Genomic DNA, 19,183 nt, shown 5'->3' with positions numbered 1-19,183 from the left:
ATGACGGGAACTGAGCAGAGCCTCGTCAACCGGCTCGTCACCACCATCCGTAAGGGCCGCGACATCACCCTCGTCCTCGGCTCGGGTCTCACCGCGCGGGTGGTGCCCGGGGTGGACCGGATGGTCGACCTCGCCGACGAGTTCGTCGCGCAGGCGCTGCAGAACAGCGACCTGCAGGCCGCCCTCGCCGGACTGCGCGCCACCCGCCGCGACGCCGCCCTCTACGCCGCCTACCGCAGGACGTTCGCCGAGTGGCTGTCGCCGGTCGAGTTCGACATCGTCGTGCAGCGGGCCACCCTGGAGGCGTACCGGCCGGACCGCGCCACCGCGGCGAGCTGGGAGCGCGTCGGCTACCACCGCGGCGTGCAGCTGGAGGACGACCGCGACGCGTGGTCGCTGCCACCGGGGGTGATCGCCGTCGGCGAGCTCCTCGCCGGCCTGCCCGACCGCTTCCAGCGCCGGGTCATCACCACCAACTTCGACCCGCTGATCGAGATCGCCGTGCGCCGCGCCGGCGGCACCGCCCGCGCGCTGACCCTCAACCGCGACGGCACGTTCGCCGGACCGCTCGGCCCTGCCGACGGCATCGACGTGCTGCACCTGCACGGGTACTGGCGGCCGACCTCCGAGTCCGACGAACGCGCCCTGCTGCACGACCCCGAGCCGCTGCGCGCCGACGACCCCGTCATCCTGAGCGCGCTGCACGAGGCGCTGCGCGGCGACACGATCTGCGTCGCCGGCTACCCGCCCGGCCGCAACGACGCCCTCACCCGCGCCGTGCACGAGCAGGCCGACGTGCTGTGGGCCCGGCACGACGACGACGCGTCCCCGGCGGGCGCCGCCCTCATCTACACCGGCGTCGACGTCGACCGGCTCTTCCCGGCGGTACGCCGCGGCCTCGCCACCCTGCCGCCCACCCCACCCCCGTCCGCGGCGCCCGCCGCCCCCGCACCGCCGGGTGTCGCACCCGCCGGGACCGCGCTGCACCGGGTCCACCTGCCGACGCTCGAAGCGGTCCTCGGCACCCGCCCGTCGGCGGTGGAGCTGCTGCGCCAGCTCGACTACGAGTTCCGCTGGCGGCGCTTCGACGACACCCCCGACACCCCGCTCGACCTCGTCTTCTGGCCGGTACGCCTGCGCCAGCCCACCCTCATCTACGCCGTGCAGGCGACCGTCGCGGCGGCGCTGTCCGCGCGCGGCGTCCGGGTCGTGCTGTGCTTCGACGACCTCGCCGGCGACCAGCACACCCGCAGCTGGCGGGCCCGCTTCACCGACGAGGTCGAGCGCTGGTTCGCCCTCGTCGAGGGAGCCCGGTCGCCCGAGGTCGACTCGCTCATGTCGTTCTGCTCGCCCGGCCGGGTCGCCGAGCGCCTCCAGGACCCGGAGCTGCTGCGCCGCCCCACCCACCCGTGGGCGGTGCAGCTGGAGTACTACCGCGGCGACCGGATGATCCTCGACGTCGCCCGCGCCGCGAAGGTGTTTCCCGGCGCCGTCGACCTGGAGATCGACGACGCGATGGCCGGTGCGCAGATCCGCACCACCCGCGCCGAGCGGCTCATGAGCACCCCGGCGATCTGGGCGTACCTGCAGTACCTGCTGCGCGACACCCGTCCCGAGGCGGTCATGACCCTCGGCGGGGAGGACGAGTCGGTCATGTGGGACCAGTGGCACGACACGTTCCCCGACGCCGTCGGGCACCTCTTCCACCCCGTCATGGCCAACGTCCGCCAGGACGCCCGGATGCTCGGCGCCCGCAGCTTCCGCGAGGTCGAGGACCACCTGCGCAAGGCGATGCGGCTGGAGAGCTGGGACCGGGAGGACCACTACCTGCACTGGATCGTGCAGCACGCGGTCGTGCTCCACCGGTACCTGCGCAACCGCCCACCGCTGTCCTACGACGGCCGGCTGCTGGACTCGTGGGAGACCATCCGCGCCGCGCTGCTCGACCCCCGCCTGCGGGCCGGCACGGTCAGGCTGCTCGCCCGCGAGGTGGCGGCGTTGCTCATGCACGAGGCGGTCTGACCGCCCGGTTGGATGGCGCCTCGCGTGACTCGGTCTGATCGGCCCATGCGTCACGGCGCGGGCGAAGGTACCGTCGAGGACATGGGCGCTTCCCCCGCCGACGTCGACGACCTCGCCCTGCTCGACACCGCGGAGCAGGTCTGGGGGCCCGACCTGCTCGCCTACCTGCTCGGCGCCGGCCTCGCCGCGCCGCTGCCCGGCTGGTCCGCCGAGGCCGCCGTCCACGACCCCGCGACCCGCCGCCGGCTGCACTGCGTCCTGGAGGTGCAGCGGCTCTTCGACCTGGGCAGCGTCGCCCGGGCGTGGGCCCGCGACCTGCACCCGGCGCTGGGCTTCCGCAGCCCGGCGAGCGTGATCCGCACCGGCGACGACGACGAGCGCCGCGCGGTGCTCGAGCTCGCCGAGCGCGACTCGCTCAAGCCGCGCTGACCGGTTCGGCCACGGACGGCCCCGGGACGATGGCATGATTCGCCGCGTGACCCGGCTCTCCGCACCGGTGCCCGCCGCCCCTCCGGCGGCTTCCGCACCGGCCGCGCACGCTTCGGACCTCGGGCTCGCGGCGTCGGACCTCGCGCCCTCCGCCGCGGACCCCGGGCTGTCGGCGTCGGACTTCAAGCTCGACAGCATCGACCTGTACATCACCTCGCGGTGCAACCGGCGCTGCTCCTACTGCTTCCTGCCCGACGCGTACTTCGACCGGACCCAGCACATGACCCCGGCGGCCGTCGCCGCGATCGTCACCTGGGCGGCCGGCGCCGCCACCGAGATCACCGTCCTGGGCGGCGAGCCGGCCCTGCACCCGCAGTTCACCTCGATCGTCCGCGACACCGCCGCCACCCCGATCCGGGTCCGCACCGTCACCAACGGCAGCCGCCAGTTCCGGGCCGCGCTGCCCGAGGTCCGCTCGTCGCTGAGCCGGGTCGCCGTCAGCCTCGACGCGCCGTCCGCCGCCGTCGTCGACCGCCTGCGCGGCCGCGGCGCCTTCGCCGACGCCGTCGCCACCGTCGCCGACCTGCGCGCCGCCGGGGTGCCGTTCGACCTCAACTGCACCGTCCTGGCCGACACCGTGGACCTCGTGCCGGAGATGCTCGCTTACGCCGAGGACTCCGGCGCCGGCCGGCTCAACATGCACTGGTTCTCACCCGTCGGCCGCGGCGCGTCACACGCCGCCGACCAGTCCGTCCCGGCCGCCGCCTGGCGCCGCGAGGTCCTGGACGTCGTCGCCGCCTACCGCCCGGCCCGCCAGTCCTTCACCGTCGACTGCCAGATCGCCTTCGACTTCCCCGTCCCTGGCGCCGACCCCGGCGCGTGCGCCGTCCAGGACCGCACCAACCTGCAGTTCCTCCCCTCCGGCGCCGTCTTCGCGTGCGGCATGCTCCTGGAGGACGAGGCCCTGGCCGCATACCACTGGCAGGACGGCGTGCTCATGCGCCGCTCCGGCGACACCGAACTGTCCCGCACCGCTCCGGCGTGCGCCGGCTGCCCGCTGCGCCCGTCGGACGGCGACCACCACCCGACCTGCATCTACAACCGCCTCGCCGTCTGAGCCACCTCCGCCCGCTCGGCGGCCTTGCCGGCCGGTCGGGTGCATGCCGAGCGACCGGGGCGAGGCCGACCAGAGCCGCCGTGGTCAGTGCGGGTACCGCGGTGGGCGCAGAGCCGCTCCGGCGGTGTCCCGTCCATTCGCGCAACGTACGGCGCGCACCGGCTGAGGGCCGGCTGAGGGCCGACGGAGATCCGCGCCGGTAACCGTCTCGCGGTCGGGCAGAAACCGCCGTTCGTCGGAGGACGGGGCGCTGTGTGATCAATACGCTGCGCAGATGGGCGTGCACCTCTCGGTCGACTACGGCACATCGAGCACCGTCGCGCTGCTGGCGTGGCCCGATGGGCGGACCCAGCCGCTGCTGTTCGACTCGTCGCCGCTGCTGTCCTCCGCCGTGTACGCGGAGGCGGACGGGCGGCTGCTGACCGGGCGGGACGCCGTGCGGGCGGCCCGGCTCGACCCGAGCAGGTTCGAGCCCAACCCGAAGCGGCGCATCGACGAGCCGGAGGTGCTGCTCGGCGACCGTGAGGTGCCGGTGGCGGAGCTCGTCGCGGCGACCCTGCGCCGGGTGCTGGGTGAGGCCACCCGGGCCGCCGGTGGCCGCCCGGCGTCGGTCACCGTCACGCACCCGGTGACGTGGGGGCCGGCCCGGCGGGCGATCCTGACCGATGCGTGCTCGGAGGCGGGGCTCGGCGACGTCGACCTGGTCGCGGAGCCGGTCGCGGCCGCCACCAACTTCGCCGCGGGGACGCGGGTCGAGGCGGGTCAGGCCGTCGTCGTGTACGACCTGGGCGCCGGCACGTTCGACGTCAGCGTCGTGCGGCGCACCGGGTCGGCGTTCGAGGCGCTGGCGTACCGCGGCCTCGACGACCTCGGCGGGCTGGACCTCGACGCGCTGGTGGTCGAGCACGCCGCCGGCACCGTGACCGACGGCGAGGCGTCCGCGTGGCGGGGGGTGACCGAGCCGGGCGACGCCGACGGGCGCCGCCAGCACCGGGCGCTCTGGGACGACGCGCGGGAGACCAAGGAGGCGCTGTCGCGCCAGCCTTCGGCCGGGTTCCACGTCACCGCTCTGCGCCGTGACGTGCTGGTCACCCGCGACGAGTTCGAGCGGGCGGCGGGGCCGCTGCTGCAGCGCACGGTCGACCTGACGCTGGCCACGATCCGCGAGTCCCGCGCCAAGCCGGACCAGATCGCGGGGGTGTTCCTGGTCGGCGGGGGGAGCCGGACACCGCTGGTGGCGACATTGCTGCACCGGGCGACCGGGATCGCGCCGACGCTGCTCGAGCAGCCGGAGCTGGTCGTCGCCCAGGGCGCCCTGCCGGCCGCCGCCCCCGCCGCGGGACCGGCTGCCGGGCCGGCACCGTCGGACCTCGTCTCGGCGCCGCGTACAGACGCAGCCCCCGCCTCCGCGCCGGTCTCTGTGCCGCCGTTTGAGCCGGTCTCCGCTCCTGTCTCGGCGCCGCTGTCTGGGCCGCTGTCTGGGCCGGTTGCTGCCCCCGCGTCCGTGTCGTCCTCCGTGCCGCTGTCGGTGCTGGCGCCCTCGGCGGTGCCCGCCTCCGTGGACGACGACGGACAGGAGCGGCAGGAGCGGCCGGAACCGGGCGTGGGCGACGCCGGCCGGGACCGCACCGCGCCGGCCCCGGGCGCCCTGCGTGCGCTCAGCGTCGCCGCCGGCGTCGCGTCGATCATCGTGTGCTGGGTGATCGTCAACCAGTACTCGACGCTGAGCACCCCGACGACGATGCTGGTGTACACCGTCCCACTCCTGCTCGCGGCAGTCGCGGCGTTCACCTACGCGGCCCGGCTCATCGGCCCGGTGGCCGGCGCCGTCTGCTGCCTGGCGACGGCGATGGGCGTCGACACGAACTTCGGGCCCAGGTTCGACCCGGCGGTCACCGCGTACTACTCGCTGCTCGTCGTGCCGGCCGCGCTGCTCGCCATCGGCATCCGCAAGAAGGCGTGATCAGCAGCTGGGGGTATCTTTCACAGATCATGAAGACGGTGACGCGGCGGCTGGCGGTGCGGCGGGCGGACCTGGACGCCGGCGTCTTCGACGTGCCGGAGGAGTGCGTCGAGGCGCTGCGGCACATGGTCACCGTCCCTGTCGCGCTGGAGCACAAGGCCAAGGGGATCACGACCGCCAGGCAGGTGTTCTGCGCGACGCTCCAGCAGGACATCGGCTGGCAGTTCGGCGGGATCGAGTGGCCCGAGGACGTGCGGCCCGGGGTGTTCGTCACCCTGATCTGGCGGGCGGCGAAGGACGAGGTCGTCCTGCGCACTGCGCCGCTCGCCGAGCCGATGCGGGTCGACAACGCCGTCTACTACCACGAGTACGACCCGAAGGTCGTCACCCGCGACTACAAGCCCGGCGCCGCGAACTGGTCGAAGGTCCTGCACACCATCCGGCACCTCGGGCACGTCCTCGACGACGGCAGCGCCGTGTTCGCCGAGGCGGACCTGCCCAGGCGCAGCGGCCTCGGCAAGGGGTCGCGGGGCACGTTCCTGCTGCGCAACGCCGTCGACCAGCTGCTCCGCGAAGGCTACGTCACCAGGGTCGACGGCAGCGTCGACGCGACCGGCCACCCGTCCTACCCGGCCCTCGACGGCGACGAGCCGGCGGAGATGCTCCTGTACGCGCCGCTGGTCGAGCCCGCCCCGCACCCCGACGAGCCCGGCGAGCCCAGCGACCGCCGCGAGCACTGGGTCAACGGCTTCCTCCGCCGCCTCCCACCCGGCGCACACGCCTCAGAGCGGCAGCTCTCCCTGCACCAGCAGACCGTCGAGCAGGACGAGCTCGACGAGACGGAGCTGCCGCCGGGGTACACCTTCGTGAAGAAGCACCACCGCAACGGCTGAGCACGTCAGCGCGGGGGTGAGGACGCCCTCCGGGTCGGCGACGCCCTCGGGTTCCAGGTTGGTCACGCCGGGCGCCTCGCTGGAGACGCCCCACCCGAGGGCCTGCGCCCAGAACCGGCCCACCGCGGCGTCGTCGCGGGCGTCCATCGCAATCCGTACCAGTCGCGTCGCCATGCCCCCGACCCTGAGCCGGCGGCAATCCGGTTGCGGGGGTGCGTACGGTGGGGCAGTGACCGACTTCTCTGTGCGTCCGTACGCGGCCGACGACGCGGCAGCGGTCGCGGAGCTGATCAACCTGCTGTCGGAGGCCGGTGGCGGGCACGCCGGGCACGTCGCCGCCGAGATCGAGGACTGCGTCGACAACGAGGTCAGGGACGCCGCCCTGGACACCCGGGTGGTGACCGACGGCGCCGGGCGCCTCGTCGCGGTCGCGCTGGTGCCGCTGCCGCCGGAGGGCGGCGACCGGCTGGAGCTGATCGGCGGGGTGCACCCGGACCGGCGCGGCGCCGGCCTCGGCCGGGAGCTGCTCGCCTGGCAGCTGGAGCGGGCCGCGGCCCGGCACGCCGAGCTCGCGCCGGACGCGCCGTGGCAGGCGCAGGTCATCGCGGGCGACGGCGACCCGTCCCCGACCCGCCTCTACGAACGGTTCGGCTTCACCCCGTCCCGCTACTTCCTGGAGATGTCGGCGCCGACGTCAGAGGCGCCGGCCGTGTCGCCGCCGGCGGGGGTGGAGCTCGCGCCGTACGACGCCGCGAGAGACCACGAGCTGCACGCCGTGCACACTGCGGCGTTCCGCGACCTGTGGGGCTACCAGGAGCGCACCTTCGACACGTGGGCGCCGCTGACCGTGCGGTCCGAGGCGTTCCTGCCGGAACTGTCCAGGTTCGCGCTCGCCGGCGACGAGATCACGGGCTACGTCCTCGCGTACAGCAGCGAAACACCCGGCAGGATCTACATCGGGCAGGTCGGCACCGCCGTGTCGTGGCGCCGCAAGGGCGTCGCGGGCGCGCTGCTCGCCGGCGTGCTCGGCGACGCGGGCCGGGCCGGGCACACGACCGCCGGGCTCGACACCGACGCCGGCAACCCGACCGGCGCCGCCGGCGTCTACGCGAAGGTGGGGTTCGTCGTCGACCAGCGGGTCGTCGCGTTCCGGCGGCCGGTCTAGACCGGCACCGCCGAGCCGAACGCGGGGAGCTCGAACGCGCCGGCCTTCGCGAACTGCGCGGCGAGCATCTGCTTCATCGGCCAGCGGGTCATCATCCGCATCGACACGGCCCGCAGGCGGATCATCGTGGCGGAGTCCGGCGCGTACGCACGGATCCCGCCGGGCGGCAGCTCGGTGCCGGCGTCCACGTACCGCTGCAGCCGGCGCTGGTAGGCGAGGCACGCGGCCTGCGCGTCGCCGCCGGACGCCGCCAGCTCGCCGGCGAGGACGTAGGCGCCGACGAGGGCCATGCTGGTGCCCAGGCCGGCGAGGGGCGAGCCGCAGTAGCCGGCGTCGCCGAGCAGGACCACGCTGCCGCGCGACCACTGCTCCACGCGCACCTGGCACAGCGCGTCGAAGACGAAGTCCCGCGCCTGCGGCATCGCCTGGAGCAGCGCCGGCACCCGCCAGCCGACGTGCGCCAGCCGCTCGTTGAGCAGGCGCTGCTGGTCGGCGACCGGGAGCCGTTCGAGGCCGCGCTCGGCGGACCTGAAGCTCAGGTACGCCTTCGCCGTCCCGCCGTTCTCCGGGCGGATGCCGGCCGCGATGCCGCCGGGCGCGTTGTACATGAGGTACCAGTGCCGCAGGTCGCCCGGGTCGGGGATGCTGAAGAACGCGGTGTAGCCGCCGAGCGGCCGCACGAAGTCGGTCTCCGGGCCGAACGCGAGCGCCCGCACCCCGGAGCGCACCCCGTCGGCGCCGACGACCAGGTCGAACTCCTCGGCGCCGCCGCTCGCGAAGCCGACCTCGACCCGCGGCCCGTCCTGGCGCAGCGACGTGATCCGGTCGCCGAAGCGGTAGTCGACGTCGTCGCGGGTCGCCTCGTGCAGCACCCGGGCGAGGTCGCCGCGCGGCAGCTCGATCTCCGCGACCATGCCCTCGCCGCCGAACGCGTCCGCCGCCATCGTCGAGGTCCACCGGCCGGCGGCGTCGACGGTGGCGATGCCGCGCTCGTCGACCCGCTCGGCCCTCACCCTGGCCATCAGGCCCATCCGCGCGACGACGTCCTTCGCGGCGCCGCGGATGTCGACGGCCTGGCCACCCGGGCGTGGCGCCGCGGCCCGCTCGACGACGGTCGCGGCGATCCCGTGCCGGTGCAGCCAGAACGCCAGCGCCGGCCCCGCGATCCCGGCCCCGGAGATGAGCACACGCATTCTTCGCTCCGTTTCCGCTTGTGTACTGCGTACGCAGCGACGCTAAACGGACCGCTCGCCGTGCGGCAATCGCTACTAGTACACCTGCACTCCTCGGCGCGGTCCCGGCGTCTGGTGTACTAGTACCCGTGGCCGACCTGGAACCGCCGTATCGCCGCATCGCGGCCGACATCCGCCGCCGCATCGGCAGCGGGGAGCTCTCGCCCGGCGACCCCGTGCCGTCCGCCCGGCAGATCACCCGCGACTGGGGCGTCGCGATCGCCACCGCGACCAAGGCCCTCGCCGTGCTCCGGGAGGAGGGCCTCACCATGGTCAGGCCCGGCATCGGCACGGTCGTCACCGGCCGGACCGCGGGCGCCCGCCCCGGCCGGACCGCGCACCGGCGCGCCGCACCGGACCGTGGCGTCCCCGAGCTGACCCGGGCCAGGATCGTGGCGACCGCGATCGGCATCGCCGAGGCCGAGGGGATCGCGGAGGTGTCGATGCGCCGCGTCGCCGCCGAGCTCGGCGTGGCGACGATGGCGCTCTACCGGCACGTGCGCGGCAAGGACGAGCTCACCCTGTACATGATCGACGCCGCCTTCGGCGCCGTGCCGCTGCCCGCCGTGCCGCCCCCGGGCTGGCGGCCGCGCCTGGAGCTGGCCGCCAGGCTGCTGTGGCAGCTCTTCCGCCGGCACGTGTGGCTGGCGCCGACGATGTCCCTGACCCGCCCCCAGCCCGCGATGAACGGGCTCCGCTTCACCGAATGGGTCCTCGCCTCCCTCGACGGCACCCCGCTGTCGCTCACCGACCGGCTCCACGTCCACCTGCTGCTGTTCGGCTACGTCCGCGGCCTCGCCACCACCCTCGAACCAGAGGCCGAGGCCGAACGCGAGACCGGCATGACCGGCAACGAGTGGATGGACCTCGGCTTCGGCGGCGCCGCCGTCCCCTCCGGCGTCCCCGTCTTCGAGCGCCTCATCGAGATCGACGACTTCGACCTGGACCTGGACCGCCTGTTCGTCTTCGGCCTGGACCGCCTCCTCGACGGCCTCGCCGTCTTCATCGACACCCGCGGAGGCTGACGTGTCGCCGACCGCGTCGTGAGCGTCAGGGACGGTAGCGGCGCCACATGCGGACGCCGAGGACGACGGCGGCGGCCAGGAACGGCCAGGACTGCAGGGCGATGGCCAGGATGATCGCGGCGACGCCGGCGAGGCCCAGCAGGACGGTCACCACGACCCGGCCGGTGCCCCCGCTGGGCAGCAGGGTGAAGCCCGCCAGCCGGGCGCGCAGGCGCAGCCGGGCGCGGCGCCAGCGCAGTCGCAGGCCGGTGGTCCGGGACAGGCGCGGGATCTCGTCGGGGGCGCGGGCCGGCAGGTCGACGTGGCGCTCCGCGGGGACCGCCGACTCGATCGCGGCGGTGACGGACGGCGGCAGGGGGAACAGCGTCGGTTCGATGTGGACGCTCATGCCGTCGGCGCCGAGCAGGCGGCGGGCGCCGTCGGGCCAGCGCAGGAGGGCGACGCATTCGTCGTACAACACCGTGGATGCGCCGGGCGGGGTGGTGAAGCTGACCCCGTCGGCGGCGTGCACCAGCGCGACCTCCGGGTCCACTTTGGACCGCAGGCGCTTGCCGACGACGCTGAACCGCGACAGTTGCGGCGCCGCCTCGAACCCCGCGGGTGGCCGCTCGACGCCGCGCGGCAGCATGAGCAGTGCCGAGTCGTGCACGGCGCGGGCGACCTCGCGGACGTCGGCGGCGGTGACCCGGCGCAGCTCGTCGGCGATCTCGGCCATGCTGTTGGAGGGGAACCCGGTGAGCAGGTCGAGGGCCCGGCGGGGGAGGCGCTTCGCTTCCGCGTCCGGGGCGTCCGCGCCCTCCAGCGCGAGGGCGCGGATCGCGTCCAGCTCGCCGGCGTCGATGTCGACGTCCCGCAGGCGGCGCAGCTGCGCGGTGAAGTGCTCGGCGACGGCGGCGGCCTCGCCGTCGCGGGAGTCGGCGACGGCGGTGATGGTGGCGGTCGGGCGCCCGTCGACGCCGTAGTCGGTGGCCGTCGTGTACGACAGCCCGCGCTCCTGCCGCAGCTCCCGGAACAGGGCCCGGCCCAGCGCCTGCGTGTAGACGCCCGCGGCGGCGGTCCGCGGCGCCACGGCGTCCAGCACCATCGCGGCCGAGCCGCCGGCGAACGCCGCGGGCTGCAGCGGCAGCGCCGACGACGCGGCCGGCAGCGGGCGGCGCGGGCCGTCGGGCAGGTCGAGCCGCAGCCCTGCGGGCAGCTCGTCGGCGGTGAGCCACAGGACCGCGTTGCCGCGGGTGAAGTGCGCGGCGGCCCACTCGGTGACCCGCGCCGCGGTGGCGGTGTGGATGCCGTGTTCGGCGATGCCGACGAGACCGAAGTCGCGGGCGCCGTGCCGCCACAGCGGCATCAGCAGGTTGACCGGGTCGGAGCGCCCCGCCGCCTCGGTCTCGATGAGCTTGCACTCCACCGGCAGGCGGTCCACCGGCAGCGCGCGCAGCCCGGCGCACACCCCGTGCAGGAAGGCGACCACCGCCTCGGGCGTGCCCTGCGTGACGAACTGGGTCGTGGTCGAGCCGGTCATGCCGTTGTAGTGGTAGTCCGCGACGCCGAGGCGGTGCAGCGCCAGATGCTCGACGAGATGGGTGATCCCGGCGGTGGCCGCGGTCTCGTCGGCGACCCCGACGCGGAACATCAGCCCCGCCCGCAGCGGCCCGGGCGCCGCGCCGAGCAGCACCGGCACCCCGTCGACGTCCGTCATCGTGCGGCCGCCTTGCTCCGCGCGGCCCGGAAGTCGGCCTTCCAGCTGTCGCTCATCATGTCCCATCCGTACGGTCGCACGAGGTTGCCCAGCGCCGCGAAGTGCCGCGCGGACCGGGGAAGGTCGCCACCCTGGAACAGCGCGAAGGCGAACGCGCTGTGCGCCGCCACCCACCCGTGGCCGGGCTCGTGGTCGGTGTGCAGCACCGTCCGCGCCGCGGCGGCGCCGAGCTGGTCGCGGACCTTGCGCTGGCCGAGGTAGTCGCGGATCCGGCTGATCCGGTCACTGGTGAACGCGTGCTCGATGTGCGCGTCGGCCACCACCGCACCGGCGAGCGTGCCGGGCGGCCCGGCCTTCAGGCACTCCTGCGCGAAGTCGTGCATCGCCTTCGTCGACCCGCCCCACTTCGGCGCCAGGTTCTGGATGAGCCGTCCCTGCGCGCGGTACGGGACGTCGCAGTGCTCGGCCGCCTTGTCGTACCGGCGGCGCGCCTCGGCCGGCTCGAAGCCCAGCGCCCGGGCGGTGACGATCCGCTCCGTCCACGCCGCGGCGTTGCCGGGGTCGATGGCGACGGCGTCGGTGAGGAGCCGCTCGGCCCGGCCGAGGTGGTCGTAGAAGACCCGCCACTGCGCCTGGCTCACGTTCGCGGCCCGCGACGTGGTCCGGGCCTCCCAGCCCAGCACCACGCACCTGCTCCCCAGCAACGTCCGCGCGAGCGAGGAGTCCCGCTCGGTGTCGACGGCCCGCTGCAGGAACCGCTCGCTGCCCGGCACCTCGGCGGCGACCTCCACCGCCAGCGCGTGGTCGGCCCGCGGCGGCAGCCCGTCGAAGTACGCCACGACCGCCGCCCAGTCCGCCGCCCGCACCGCCCGGCGCACCACCCCCAGATCGGGCGAGTGCGCAAAGTCCCTGGTGCGCAACGGTTTCAGCGAATCGATCATCGACACGGCCGAGATCATACGGCCCGCGCTCAGACCTGTCCGCCCCTATTCGAGGCGGTGTCCGTGCCGTCTGACACCATGTGACGGCTTCGTACCCACTCGTCGACATACGGGCCGTGGAAACTCAATCATCGGCAGGACAGTGCGATGGTCCGCGCCGCCGATCTCCGTGAGCCGATCGGACGAGCCGCGCCGGGGCCCGGCTCATTAGCCTCGATGCCGTGACGGCACATCAGTCCCGGCTGAGCATCGACTTCGGCACCTCGCACACCGTCGGGATGCTCCGTCTGCCGGACGGGCGGCACGAATCGCTGCTGTTCGACGCGACGCCGCTGCTGCCGTCCGCCGTGTTCGTCGACGGTGACGGACGGCTGCAGACCGGCCGCGACGCCGAGCGCAGCGCCCGCCTCGACCCGACCGCGTACGAGCCGAACCCGAAGCGGCGGCTGGCCGACGGGACGCTGCTGCTCGGCACGCACGAGGTGCCGGTCGCCGACGCGGTGACGGCGGTCCTCGACCGGGTCCGGTCGGAGGCGGAGCGCACGCTGGGCGCCCCCGCCGGCGAGGTCGTGCTCACCCACCCGGCCAGCTGGGCGCCGATCCGCCGCACCCTGCTGGCCGATGCCGCCCGCGCCGCCGGGCTCGGCGAGCCTGTCCTCGTCCCCGAGCCGGTCGCGGCCGCCACCTGCTTCACCGCCGTGCTGTCACACCGCGTCGACCCCGGCGCGGCCGTCGTCGTGTACGACCTCGGCGGCGGCACCTTCGACGTCAGCGTCGTGCGCCGCACCGCGACCAGCTGGGAGGTGGTGGCCAGCGACGGGTTCGAGGACGTCGGCGGGGTCGACCTGGACGCGGCCGTCGTGGGGTGGGTCGGCCGCACCGCCGGCGGCGCCGACCCGCAGCGCTGGCAGCGGCTCGCCGCCCCGGAGACGACGGCCGACCGCCGGCTGCGCCGGCAGCTGCAGGAGGACGCCCGGATCGCCAAGGAGCAGCTGAGCCGGGCGAACCAGACGGGCCTGCCGGTGCCGCTGCTCGACGTCGACGTACACCTGACGCGAGGTGAGCTCGAGGACCTGGCGCGGCCCCTGCTCGACCGCACCGTCGCGCTGACCACGGCGACGCTCTTCGCCAGCGGTGTGACCCGCGACGGCCTGGCCGGCGTATTCCTCGTCGGCGGCGCGAGCCGGATGCCCCTGGTGGCGACCCTGCTGCACCGCGCCCTCGGCGTGGCGCCGGTCGCGTTGGAGCAGCCCGAGCTCGTCGTGGCCCGCGGCGCCCTCAGCCTGCTCGACCCGGCCCCCGCGGCGCCGGTCACCCAGCCTGAGATCCCGGCGTCGCCGGCCCCGGCGCCGGGGTTGCTTCCGTCCGCATCAGATCTTGCGGCGCCCGCGTCGCCGGCACCGGTGTCCCTCGCGCCGGCTGCGGTGCCGACCGAGCCCGCCGCGGCCGCTGTACCGCCGCCCGCCGCGGACCCGGCCGCATCCGACGCTGGACCCGCATCCGACGCTGGACCCGCATCCGGCGCCGCGCCCGCATCCGGCGCCGGATCCGCATTCGACGCCCCGCCCGCAGGAGATGTCACGCCCGCGGGCGGCGCCGGAGTTGCGGGGGACGGCAGGAGGCGGTCCTGGTTGCTCGGTGCCGGGGCGCTGGCCGCCGTGCTGGCCGTCGCCGCGCTGGCCGCCGCGGCCGGCCGGGACTCGCTGGTGTCGGGCACCCGGGTGCTCGCCGGGCCGACCGCGGTCCTGCCGATGGTCGGGCTGCTGGTGCTGCTCACCGCCGGGCGTCCCCTGCCGCTGCCCGGTTCGGCGCGGCCGCTGCTCGTGCGGGCGGCCTCCGCCGGTGCCGGGGCGGCACTGCTGTACCTGATGCCCGCGCTCGTGCTGTGGAGCCGCGCCGAACTGCCCGAGTTCCTGGACTTCCGCCGCATCCGTGGCTACGGCGAGACGCTGCTGCTGGCCACGGTCGCCGGCGGGGTGCTCCTGGCCGTCATCGGGCTGACGCTGCTGGGCCGAGGCCGGATCGGCGACCCCCTCGCGGGCCCGGCCGGAGCGCGTGGCCCACTGCTCTGGGTGTGCGTCGGCGGCGTCGTCGCGGTCGCCGCGCAGAGTTACGTCCACGACCGGGACGCGCACCTCATCGCCAGCGGCGGCTGGACCTGGACCGCCCGCGAGATCAACCCGGCGGTGCAGCTCGCCCGCGCGGTGCTCGGCGAGGGTCTCCCGGCCGGGCCGCTCAACCTGCTGCTGTTCTGGGCCGGGGCGACCCTCATGTTCCTGCTGGTCCTCGGCGGCGGCCTGCTCCTGCGCCGCGGCGGCGAACCGGGCGGCTCCACGCCGGTCGTGCCGGTCGCGCCGGTCCGGATCGCCGCGGTGCTGTTCACCGCCGGCGGGGTGCTCGCCGCCGTTCACGGCCTGCAGGAGAGCGACTACTGGGGGCGCAACAACATCAGCAGCTCGCCGACGCGCGGCATCCTGCCGGCGGTGCACGCGGTCTGGAACGCCACCATCGGCCTCCTGCCACCGGGCGTGTTCACCACCGTCGTGGCCGCCGCGGTCGCCGGCACCGCCGGGCTGCTCATCGCCCGCCGGCGCCGGACCCAGGGACTGTGAGCATCCTGCTCTACGTCATCGGCGTCCTCATCACCGTGACCACCGACTCGGAGGCCGGGGGCGCCGTCATCGGAGTGCCCGGGATGGCGCTGGTCCCGATCGGCATCGCAGGCTTCATCGTGCAGCTCACCGCCAGGTCGCTGCGCATCGACGCCGACGGGATCGCCTACCGCCGGGCGCACCGCCGCACGGCCTGCCCGTGGCACCACCTCGCCTCGATCGGCGTGCAGCAGCGCCACAACGCCGGGGCGTTCGTGGTCGGTAGACTGGTCGCGGACCCCCCGCTGCGGCACGACCCGAAATTCGCGCCGGCCATCGGCGCGGACGGATCGTTCGACCTCGCACCGCTCGCCGGCCTGCGCACCTCGGCCGACGCCGTCACGGCCGCCCTGGCCCAGCACGTCAGGACCACCGCCCGCTGAGCCACCGGGCTGGCGGCCGCCCCGCATTCCGCGACCTCCGGGCAGGCGACGGGCAGGCGACGGGCAGGCGGCGGGCGGGCAACGAACGGAGCGGGCCGGGTATACCTGCTAGCAGGTATACGGGGGTGCGGAAACCGGCAGTCGGATAGTCCCGCTGGCGCCGAGGCTGTCACACAGCGGTACGAGGAACGTGGGATGTAGACATTCCGCACCCCCCTTGAACAGGTGATCCCCATGACGACTTGCCCGGTCGACCCAGTCCTGAGCATGGCACTGTTCGTCTCCGACGCCTCCGCCTCCCGCGACCTGGACGACGCCACCGTCCGCGAGACCGTCCACCGCACGCTCGACCAGCTCGGGCCGGACGAGTGCTACGCACGGGCCGCTGAGGTGTTCGGCGACCGTCCCGAGGTCGCGCTCAGCCGTATCCAGTGGGCGCGCGAGCTGTGCGCCCGCGCGCTGACCCCGGTCCTCGCCGGCGCGGCCGCCTGACCATCCGGCCCGGCACCGCAGAGTCGATTCCCGACCACATGGCCGCTCCCTACCCGGCCGGATCGCGCGGTACACCACCGGCGCGGCTGAGCACGGCCGCGATGCGTGGCTGGTCCGCCGGGCTGGTGAGCAGCACGAGGACCGCCCCGCCCGCCGGGACACCGCGGGCCGCCTGCTCCACCACGGCGTCGGAGAGCCCGGCGTCGTGCACCCCGGCCACGGCTGCCGCCGCCACGGCACCGACGGCCATCCCCGCCGTCGGCCACCCGGCGAGCGTGCCGATCACGATGCCCCACGCGGCCCCGGCGAGCGCGCCGTCGAGGACCCCCAGGTCGCGGGTCTGCAACTCATGCATCCGGTAAGGACGGCCGCCACCGGCGCCGGGTGCGTCGGACCAGGCGACCACGGCGTCGTCGAGACGGATCAGCTGCTGCTCCCGCAGATGCAGCACGAAGACCAGCGCGTCCTGAGCCTGCTGCGCCGTGCCGAAGACGTAGCGCGCGGGCCGGTCGGTGCGCTGCGCGCCCGGCCGGCGCAGCCGTCCGGCGAGCGGGCGGTGCCGCAGCTGCCAGCCCGCCAGCAGCCCGATCAGGGTCGACAGCAGATGCCCGAGGCTGGTGAAGGTCCTGCTGTCGGCGAACGGCAGCACCACGAGGAGCAGCACCGCGGGCACCAGCACCCGCCGGGTGCGCCGCACCGGCAGGCTGCAGGCCAGGGCGGCGGCGACGGCGTGCGCGCCGTAGCTGGTCCCGACGTCGGCGGCCCGGGCCACCTCCTGGTCGAGCCAGCCGTGTTGCAGACCGACCCGCAGCACCGCGTAGACCAGGCAGCTCGCGATCACGTGGGTCAGCAGGAACACCTCGGCCAGCCGGCGTCGCCCCCACACCAGCTCCGCCGCCCCGGTGAGCAGCAGCAGCGCCACGACCTGCACCGGCTCGACCCCGCCACCCAGCACGAACGCGCTGGTGAACAGCGTCCACACCCGATGCTGCCCCAGGTTGGCCACGTTGGTGGAGTTCGCCGCGACGATCCCCGCCCGGCCCTGCGGTCCGGCGAACGCGTCGATGCCGAGGCTGACCCCTACCACCGCCGCCACGTACAGCGGCGCCAGCCGTAACCCCGCCGCCGCCACCAGCAGCACCCGCGCCTTCGCCGCCGGCCCCACGCTCGCGGCGAGCTCCGCGGCGAGGTCGCCGCCGGGCAGGTACCTAGCAGACACGAGGCCGGGCTGGTTCGTGTGCCGCCAGCTCCGGTGGAGCATGACCCGGCGGCGGGACCCGGCCGCCGGGCCGCCAACCACGCGCCCGGTTGCGGTCCGCCCGCCATCGGCGCCTGGGCCGCGGGGCATCGCCCGTCACCGCCAGCGCCGCCGCCGCGGTGGGGGGCGTGCCCCGGAGGGGCCCGGCGGGTCGCCCGCCGCGGCGAGGATGCCGGCGAACCACCGGTCCGGGACCAGCGCCAGCAGGACACCGGTCAGTGTGGCGACGAGATGTTCGCGGGAAGGCAGTCCGCCCACGACGACGACCTCGGTGGCGTGGTACGCCGGTAGCACCGCCGCCAGCCACCCGATGCGCAGGCGGACGGCGGCGTACGCCAGCACCGCCACCACCGCGGCCGACGGGCCGGCATCAGCGAGGTGGGCGTCCTGCATCCCGAGCCCCACCGGCGGCCTGGCGGCGATCCACAGCGCCGCGGACAGCGTTGCCGCGCTGTGCCCGGCGACCGCGACAAGGACGGCCCGCACGGTGCCCAACACCGCCTGGGTCAGGCTGAACACGAGCAGCACCTGCATCACCGCGAACCAGAACGGCAGCAGCGCCGCCGGCGCGAACAGTGACAGCGGCAGCCGCAGCAGGACGGCCGGAAGCGGATCGCCGGGATGCGTGACGGCATACCGGCTGATCACCGGATGTCCGGGCCTGGTCCGCGCCGCGATCGCCAGCGTCGTCACCAGCACCGCGACGGCCGGACCCAGCCACAACCGGTCGTACCGGCGCAGCCGGACCGCGTCGTACACCGGCTCGAACAGCGCCTGGCCCTGCGCGGTGAGCCTCCGCAGGATCGGCTGTGCGCCAGTCACCATCCGCGCGGCCTACCCGGCCCGCCCGGCGTGCAACCCTCTGCACCGCGGGCGCCGGCCGACAACGCTCAGCGGGCGGCCTGCTCCAGGCCTTCGACGAGCGCGGCGAGGGCCGGCCGGTTGGCGGCGGCGGTGATGAACCCGACGAACCCGCTGCCCTCGAACGCCAGCGTGACCTGGACGAGGTGCTCCTTCTCGCGCCCGAACAGGCTGACCCGCCGCTCGATGTCGTTCCACTGCGCCCCGCGGAACGTCGACGCCGGGTTGCGGGTGACGGGCCGCCCGCCGCGCTGCTTCTCGAACCACTCGCCGTCCAGGACGAGCCGCTCGTTGGACTGCCCTTCCACCACGATCATGCGCCGCAGGATAAGCGACACCGACGGCTGCGCACTGTTCGCCATCGGACAGCCGGCAGGGGCACCTGGCTGATGGGACGCTGAAACCGGCGCCGCCGGTACCATGGAGCGCGTGGCCGGCGGGGTGGACGAGGTCGAGAGCAAACACCCCGTGCCGGACCCCGGGGCGCTCATGACCCGGCTCGAAGCGCTCGGCTTCCGGGCCGCACCGCCGCAGGAGCAGCTCGACGAGTACTACGACACCCCCGACGGCCAGCTGCGCGCGCAGGACCTCGTCGCCCGGTTGCGGATCACCGGCGCCACCGCGACGGCCGGCTTCAAGGGCCCCCGCACGCAGGCCGGTGACGGCACCAACCACCGCATCGAGGTGGAGTTCCCGTCGCCGGATCCAGGTGGTGTACGGGCAGCCTTCGCCGACCAGGGCCTGATCCTCGTGTGGCGCCTCGCGAAGCGCCGCCGCGAGTTTCACCGTGCGGCGCTGGTCGTCGCGGTCGACGAGCTGCCCCGCCTGGGGACGTATGCGGAGTTCGAGGGCCCACCGCCCCAGATCGCGCCCGCCCGCGACCAGGTGGCGGACCTGATCGGCCCGGCGGAGCCCCGCAACTACGCGGAGCTGGCGGCGGCCGTCCACCCGGACGCCCGCGAGCTGCTCTTCTGAGCCCGCGCACCGGTGGGGCGGTGCCCGGCGGATCCGCGGGCTACGGTGACGCTGTGCCTGCGCCTCCCGCTGTGGTGACA

At 75.0% G+C, this 19,183-nt stretch carries 18 protein-coding genes; 11 read left to right on the top strand and 7 right to left on the bottom strand.

Features of this window, described 5'->3' with window-relative positions; all coding sequences use genetic code 11:
* From ACQEVZ_RS10470 to ACQEVZ_RS10450, 5 genes are all read left to right on the top strand, one after another.
* Nucleotides 1–2,022 carry a hypothetical protein gene (locus ACQEVZ_RS10470; RefSeq protein WP_433364620.1) on the top strand — a complete coding sequence of 674 codons (2,022 nt, stop codon included), beginning with the start codon at nucleotides 1–3 and terminating at the stop codon, nucleotides 2,020–2,022.
* Between the two features lie 81 nt (nucleotides 2,023–2,103).
* Nucleotides 2,104–2,451 (top strand): hypothetical protein, encoded by a 348-nt coding sequence (locus ACQEVZ_RS10465; protein ID WP_344509561.1) that lies wholly within the window; start codon nucleotides 2,104–2,106, stop codon nucleotides 2,449–2,451.
* 46 nt (nucleotides 2,452–2,497) lie between these two features.
* On the top strand, nucleotides 2,498–3,568 hold the full coding sequence (locus ACQEVZ_RS10460; RefSeq protein WP_433364617.1) for a radical SAM protein: 1,071 nt from the start codon (nucleotides 2,498–2,500) through the stop codon (nucleotides 3,566–3,568).
* Between the two features lie 274 nt (nucleotides 3,569–3,842).
* On the top strand, nucleotides 3,843–5,531 hold the full coding sequence (locus ACQEVZ_RS10455) for an Hsp70 family protein (RefSeq protein ID WP_433364614.1): 1,689 nt from the start codon (nucleotides 3,843–3,845) through the stop codon (nucleotides 5,529–5,531).
* A 29-nt stretch (nucleotides 5,532–5,560) separates the two neighbouring features.
* Entirely contained in the window at nucleotides 5,561–6,424 is an 864-nt protein-coding gene (locus tag ACQEVZ_RS10450) for a hypothetical protein (RefSeq protein ID WP_433364611.1), read from the top strand.
* On the opposite strand, the gene ACQEVZ_RS10445 is transcribed toward ACQEVZ_RS10450, so the two are convergent.
* A complete protein-coding gene (locus ACQEVZ_RS10445) occupies nucleotides 6,314–6,598 on the bottom strand; it encodes a VOC family protein (RefSeq protein WP_433364608.1) in 285 nt (94 codons plus the stop codon). The genes ACQEVZ_RS10450 and ACQEVZ_RS10445 overlap by 111 nt on opposite strands.
* Nucleotides 6,599–6,653: 55 nt before the next feature.
* On the opposite strand from ACQEVZ_RS10445, the gene ACQEVZ_RS10440 reads away from it, so the two are divergent.
* A complete protein-coding gene (locus tag ACQEVZ_RS10440) occupies nucleotides 6,654–7,589 on the top strand; it encodes a GNAT family N-acetyltransferase (RefSeq protein WP_433364605.1) in 936 nt (311 codons plus the stop codon).
* Here ACQEVZ_RS10440 and ACQEVZ_RS10435 read toward each other — a convergent pair.
* Nucleotides 7,586–8,782, bottom strand: coding sequence for an FAD-dependent monooxygenase (locus ACQEVZ_RS10435; protein ID WP_433364602.1), 1,197 nt, complete (start codon nucleotides 8,780–8,782; stop codon nucleotides 7,586–7,588). The two genes, ACQEVZ_RS10440 and ACQEVZ_RS10435, sit on opposite strands and share 4 nt — an antisense overlap.
* A gap of 128 nt (nucleotides 8,783–8,910) precedes the next feature.
* Between ACQEVZ_RS10435 and ACQEVZ_RS10430 the strand changes: the two genes are divergently transcribed.
* Nucleotides 8,911–9,846, top strand: a complete 936-nt coding sequence (locus ACQEVZ_RS10430; protein ID WP_344509573.1) for a TetR/AcrR family transcriptional regulator C-terminal domain-containing protein — start codon at nucleotides 8,911–8,913, stop codon at nucleotides 9,844–9,846.
* 25 nt (nucleotides 9,847–9,871) lie between these two features.
* Here the strand turns inward: ACQEVZ_RS10430 and ACQEVZ_RS10425 are convergent, their stop codons facing one another.
* Both ACQEVZ_RS10425 and ACQEVZ_RS10420 read right to left on the bottom strand, forming a co-directional pair.
* Nucleotides 9,872–11,542 carry an insulinase family protein gene (locus ACQEVZ_RS10425; protein ID WP_433364598.1) on the bottom strand — a complete coding sequence of 557 codons (1,671 nt, stop codon included), beginning with the start codon at nucleotides 11,540–11,542 and terminating at the stop codon, nucleotides 9,872–9,874.
* Nucleotides 11,539–12,489 (bottom strand): hypothetical protein, encoded by a 951-nt coding sequence (locus tag ACQEVZ_RS10420; RefSeq protein ID WP_433364595.1) that lies wholly within the window; start codon nucleotides 12,487–12,489, stop codon nucleotides 11,539–11,541. Before ACQEVZ_RS10420 ends, ACQEVZ_RS10425 begins: the two co-directional genes overlap by 4 nt.
* A 215-nt stretch (nucleotides 12,490–12,704) precedes the next feature.
* On the opposite strand from ACQEVZ_RS10420, the gene ACQEVZ_RS10415 reads away from it, so the two are divergent.
* The 3 genes from ACQEVZ_RS10415 to ACQEVZ_RS10405 all read left to right on the top strand — a co-directional run bounded on the left by ACQEVZ_RS10415 (nucleotide 12,705) and on the right by ACQEVZ_RS10405 (nucleotide 16,009).
* Nucleotides 12,705–15,095 carry an Hsp70 family protein gene (locus ACQEVZ_RS10415; RefSeq protein ID WP_433364592.1) on the top strand — a complete coding sequence of 797 codons (2,391 nt, stop codon included), beginning with the start codon at nucleotides 12,705–12,707 and terminating at the stop codon, nucleotides 15,093–15,095.
* Nucleotides 15,092–15,517 (top strand): hypothetical protein, encoded by a 426-nt coding sequence (locus ACQEVZ_RS10410; RefSeq protein ID WP_433364590.1) that lies wholly within the window; start codon nucleotides 15,092–15,094, stop codon nucleotides 15,515–15,517. Before ACQEVZ_RS10415 ends, ACQEVZ_RS10410 begins: the two co-directional genes overlap by 4 nt.
* Nucleotides 15,518–15,751: 234 nt before the next feature.
* Entirely contained in the window at nucleotides 15,752–16,009 is a 258-nt protein-coding gene (locus ACQEVZ_RS10405) for a hypothetical protein (protein WP_344509583.1), read from the top strand.
* Between the two features lie 49 nt (nucleotides 16,010–16,058).
* On the opposite strand, the gene ACQEVZ_RS10400 is transcribed toward ACQEVZ_RS10405, so the two are convergent.
* From ACQEVZ_RS10400 to ACQEVZ_RS10390, 3 genes are all read right to left on the bottom strand, one after another.
* Nucleotides 16,059–17,228 carry a rhomboid family intramembrane serine protease gene (locus ACQEVZ_RS10400; protein ID WP_433364587.1) on the bottom strand — a complete coding sequence of 390 codons (1,170 nt, stop codon included), beginning with the start codon at nucleotides 17,226–17,228 and terminating at the stop codon, nucleotides 16,059–16,061.
* Between the two features lie 135 nt (nucleotides 17,229–17,363).
* On the bottom strand, nucleotides 17,364–18,092 hold the full coding sequence (locus ACQEVZ_RS10395) for a hypothetical protein (protein ID WP_433364584.1): 729 nt from the start codon (nucleotides 18,090–18,092) through the stop codon (nucleotides 17,364–17,366).
* 65 nt (nucleotides 18,093–18,157) lie between these two features.
* Nucleotides 18,158–18,445: a hypothetical protein gene (locus ACQEVZ_RS10390; protein WP_433364581.1), complete on the bottom strand. Its 288-nt coding sequence runs from the start codon at nucleotides 18,443–18,445 to the stop codon at nucleotides 18,158–18,160.
* 112 nt (nucleotides 18,446–18,557) lie between these two features.
* Between ACQEVZ_RS10390 and ACQEVZ_RS10385 the strand changes: the two genes are divergently transcribed.
* Nucleotides 18,558–19,103, top strand: a complete 546-nt coding sequence (locus ACQEVZ_RS10385) for a class IV adenylate cyclase (RefSeq protein WP_433364578.1) — start codon at nucleotides 18,558–18,560, stop codon at nucleotides 19,101–19,103.
* The last annotated feature ends 80 nt before the right edge of the window (nucleotides 19,104–19,183 follow it).

This window comes from Dactylosporangium sp. CA-152071 (genome assembly GCF_050936335.1).
GTDB classification, from domain to species: Bacteria; Actinomycetota; Actinomycetes; order Mycobacteriales; family Micromonosporaceae; genus Dactylosporangium; species Dactylosporangium maewongense.
The sequence above is the reverse complement of the archived record's forward strand: the minus strand, read 5'-3'. Positions and strand labels throughout refer to the sequence as shown.

Excerpts from the sequence above, each read along its gene's own strand:
- ACQEVZ_RS10450 (WP_433364611.1), top strand. The coding sequence starts at position 5,561 with ATGAAGACGGTGACGCGGCGGCTGGCGGTGCGGCGGGCGGACCTGGAC.
- ACQEVZ_RS10435 (WP_433364602.1), bottom strand. The coding sequence starts at position 8,782 with ATGCGTGTGCTCATCTCCGGGGCCGGGATCGCGGGGCCGGCGCTGGCG.
- ACQEVZ_RS10390 (WP_433364581.1), bottom strand. The coding sequence starts at position 18,445 with ATGATCGTGGTGGAAGGGCAGTCCAACGAGCGGCTCGTCCTGGACGGC.
- ACQEVZ_RS10405 (WP_344509583.1), top strand. The coding sequence starts at position 15,752 with ATGACGACTTGCCCGGTCGACCCAGTCCTGAGCATGGCACTGTTCGTC.
- ACQEVZ_RS10455 (WP_433364614.1), top strand. The coding sequence starts at position 3,843 with ATGGGCGTGCACCTCTCGGTCGACTACGGCACATCGAGCACCGTCGCG.
- ACQEVZ_RS10445 (WP_433364608.1), bottom strand. The coding sequence starts at position 6,598 with ATGGCGACGCGACTGGTACGGATTGCGATGGACGCCCGCGACGACGCC.
- ACQEVZ_RS10470 (WP_433364620.1), top strand. The coding sequence starts at position 1 with ATGACGGGAACTGAGCAGAGCCTCGTCAACCGGCTCGTCACCACCATC.
- ACQEVZ_RS10395 (WP_433364584.1), bottom strand. The coding sequence starts at position 18,092 with ATGGTGACTGGCGCACAGCCGATCCTGCGGAGGCTCACCGCGCAGGGC.
- ACQEVZ_RS10465 (WP_344509561.1), top strand. The coding sequence starts at position 2,104 with ATGGGCGCTTCCCCCGCCGACGTCGACGACCTCGCCCTGCTCGACACC.
- ACQEVZ_RS10425 (WP_433364598.1), bottom strand. The coding sequence starts at position 11,542 with ATGACGGACGTCGACGGGGTGCCGGTGCTGCTCGGCGCGGCGCCCGGG.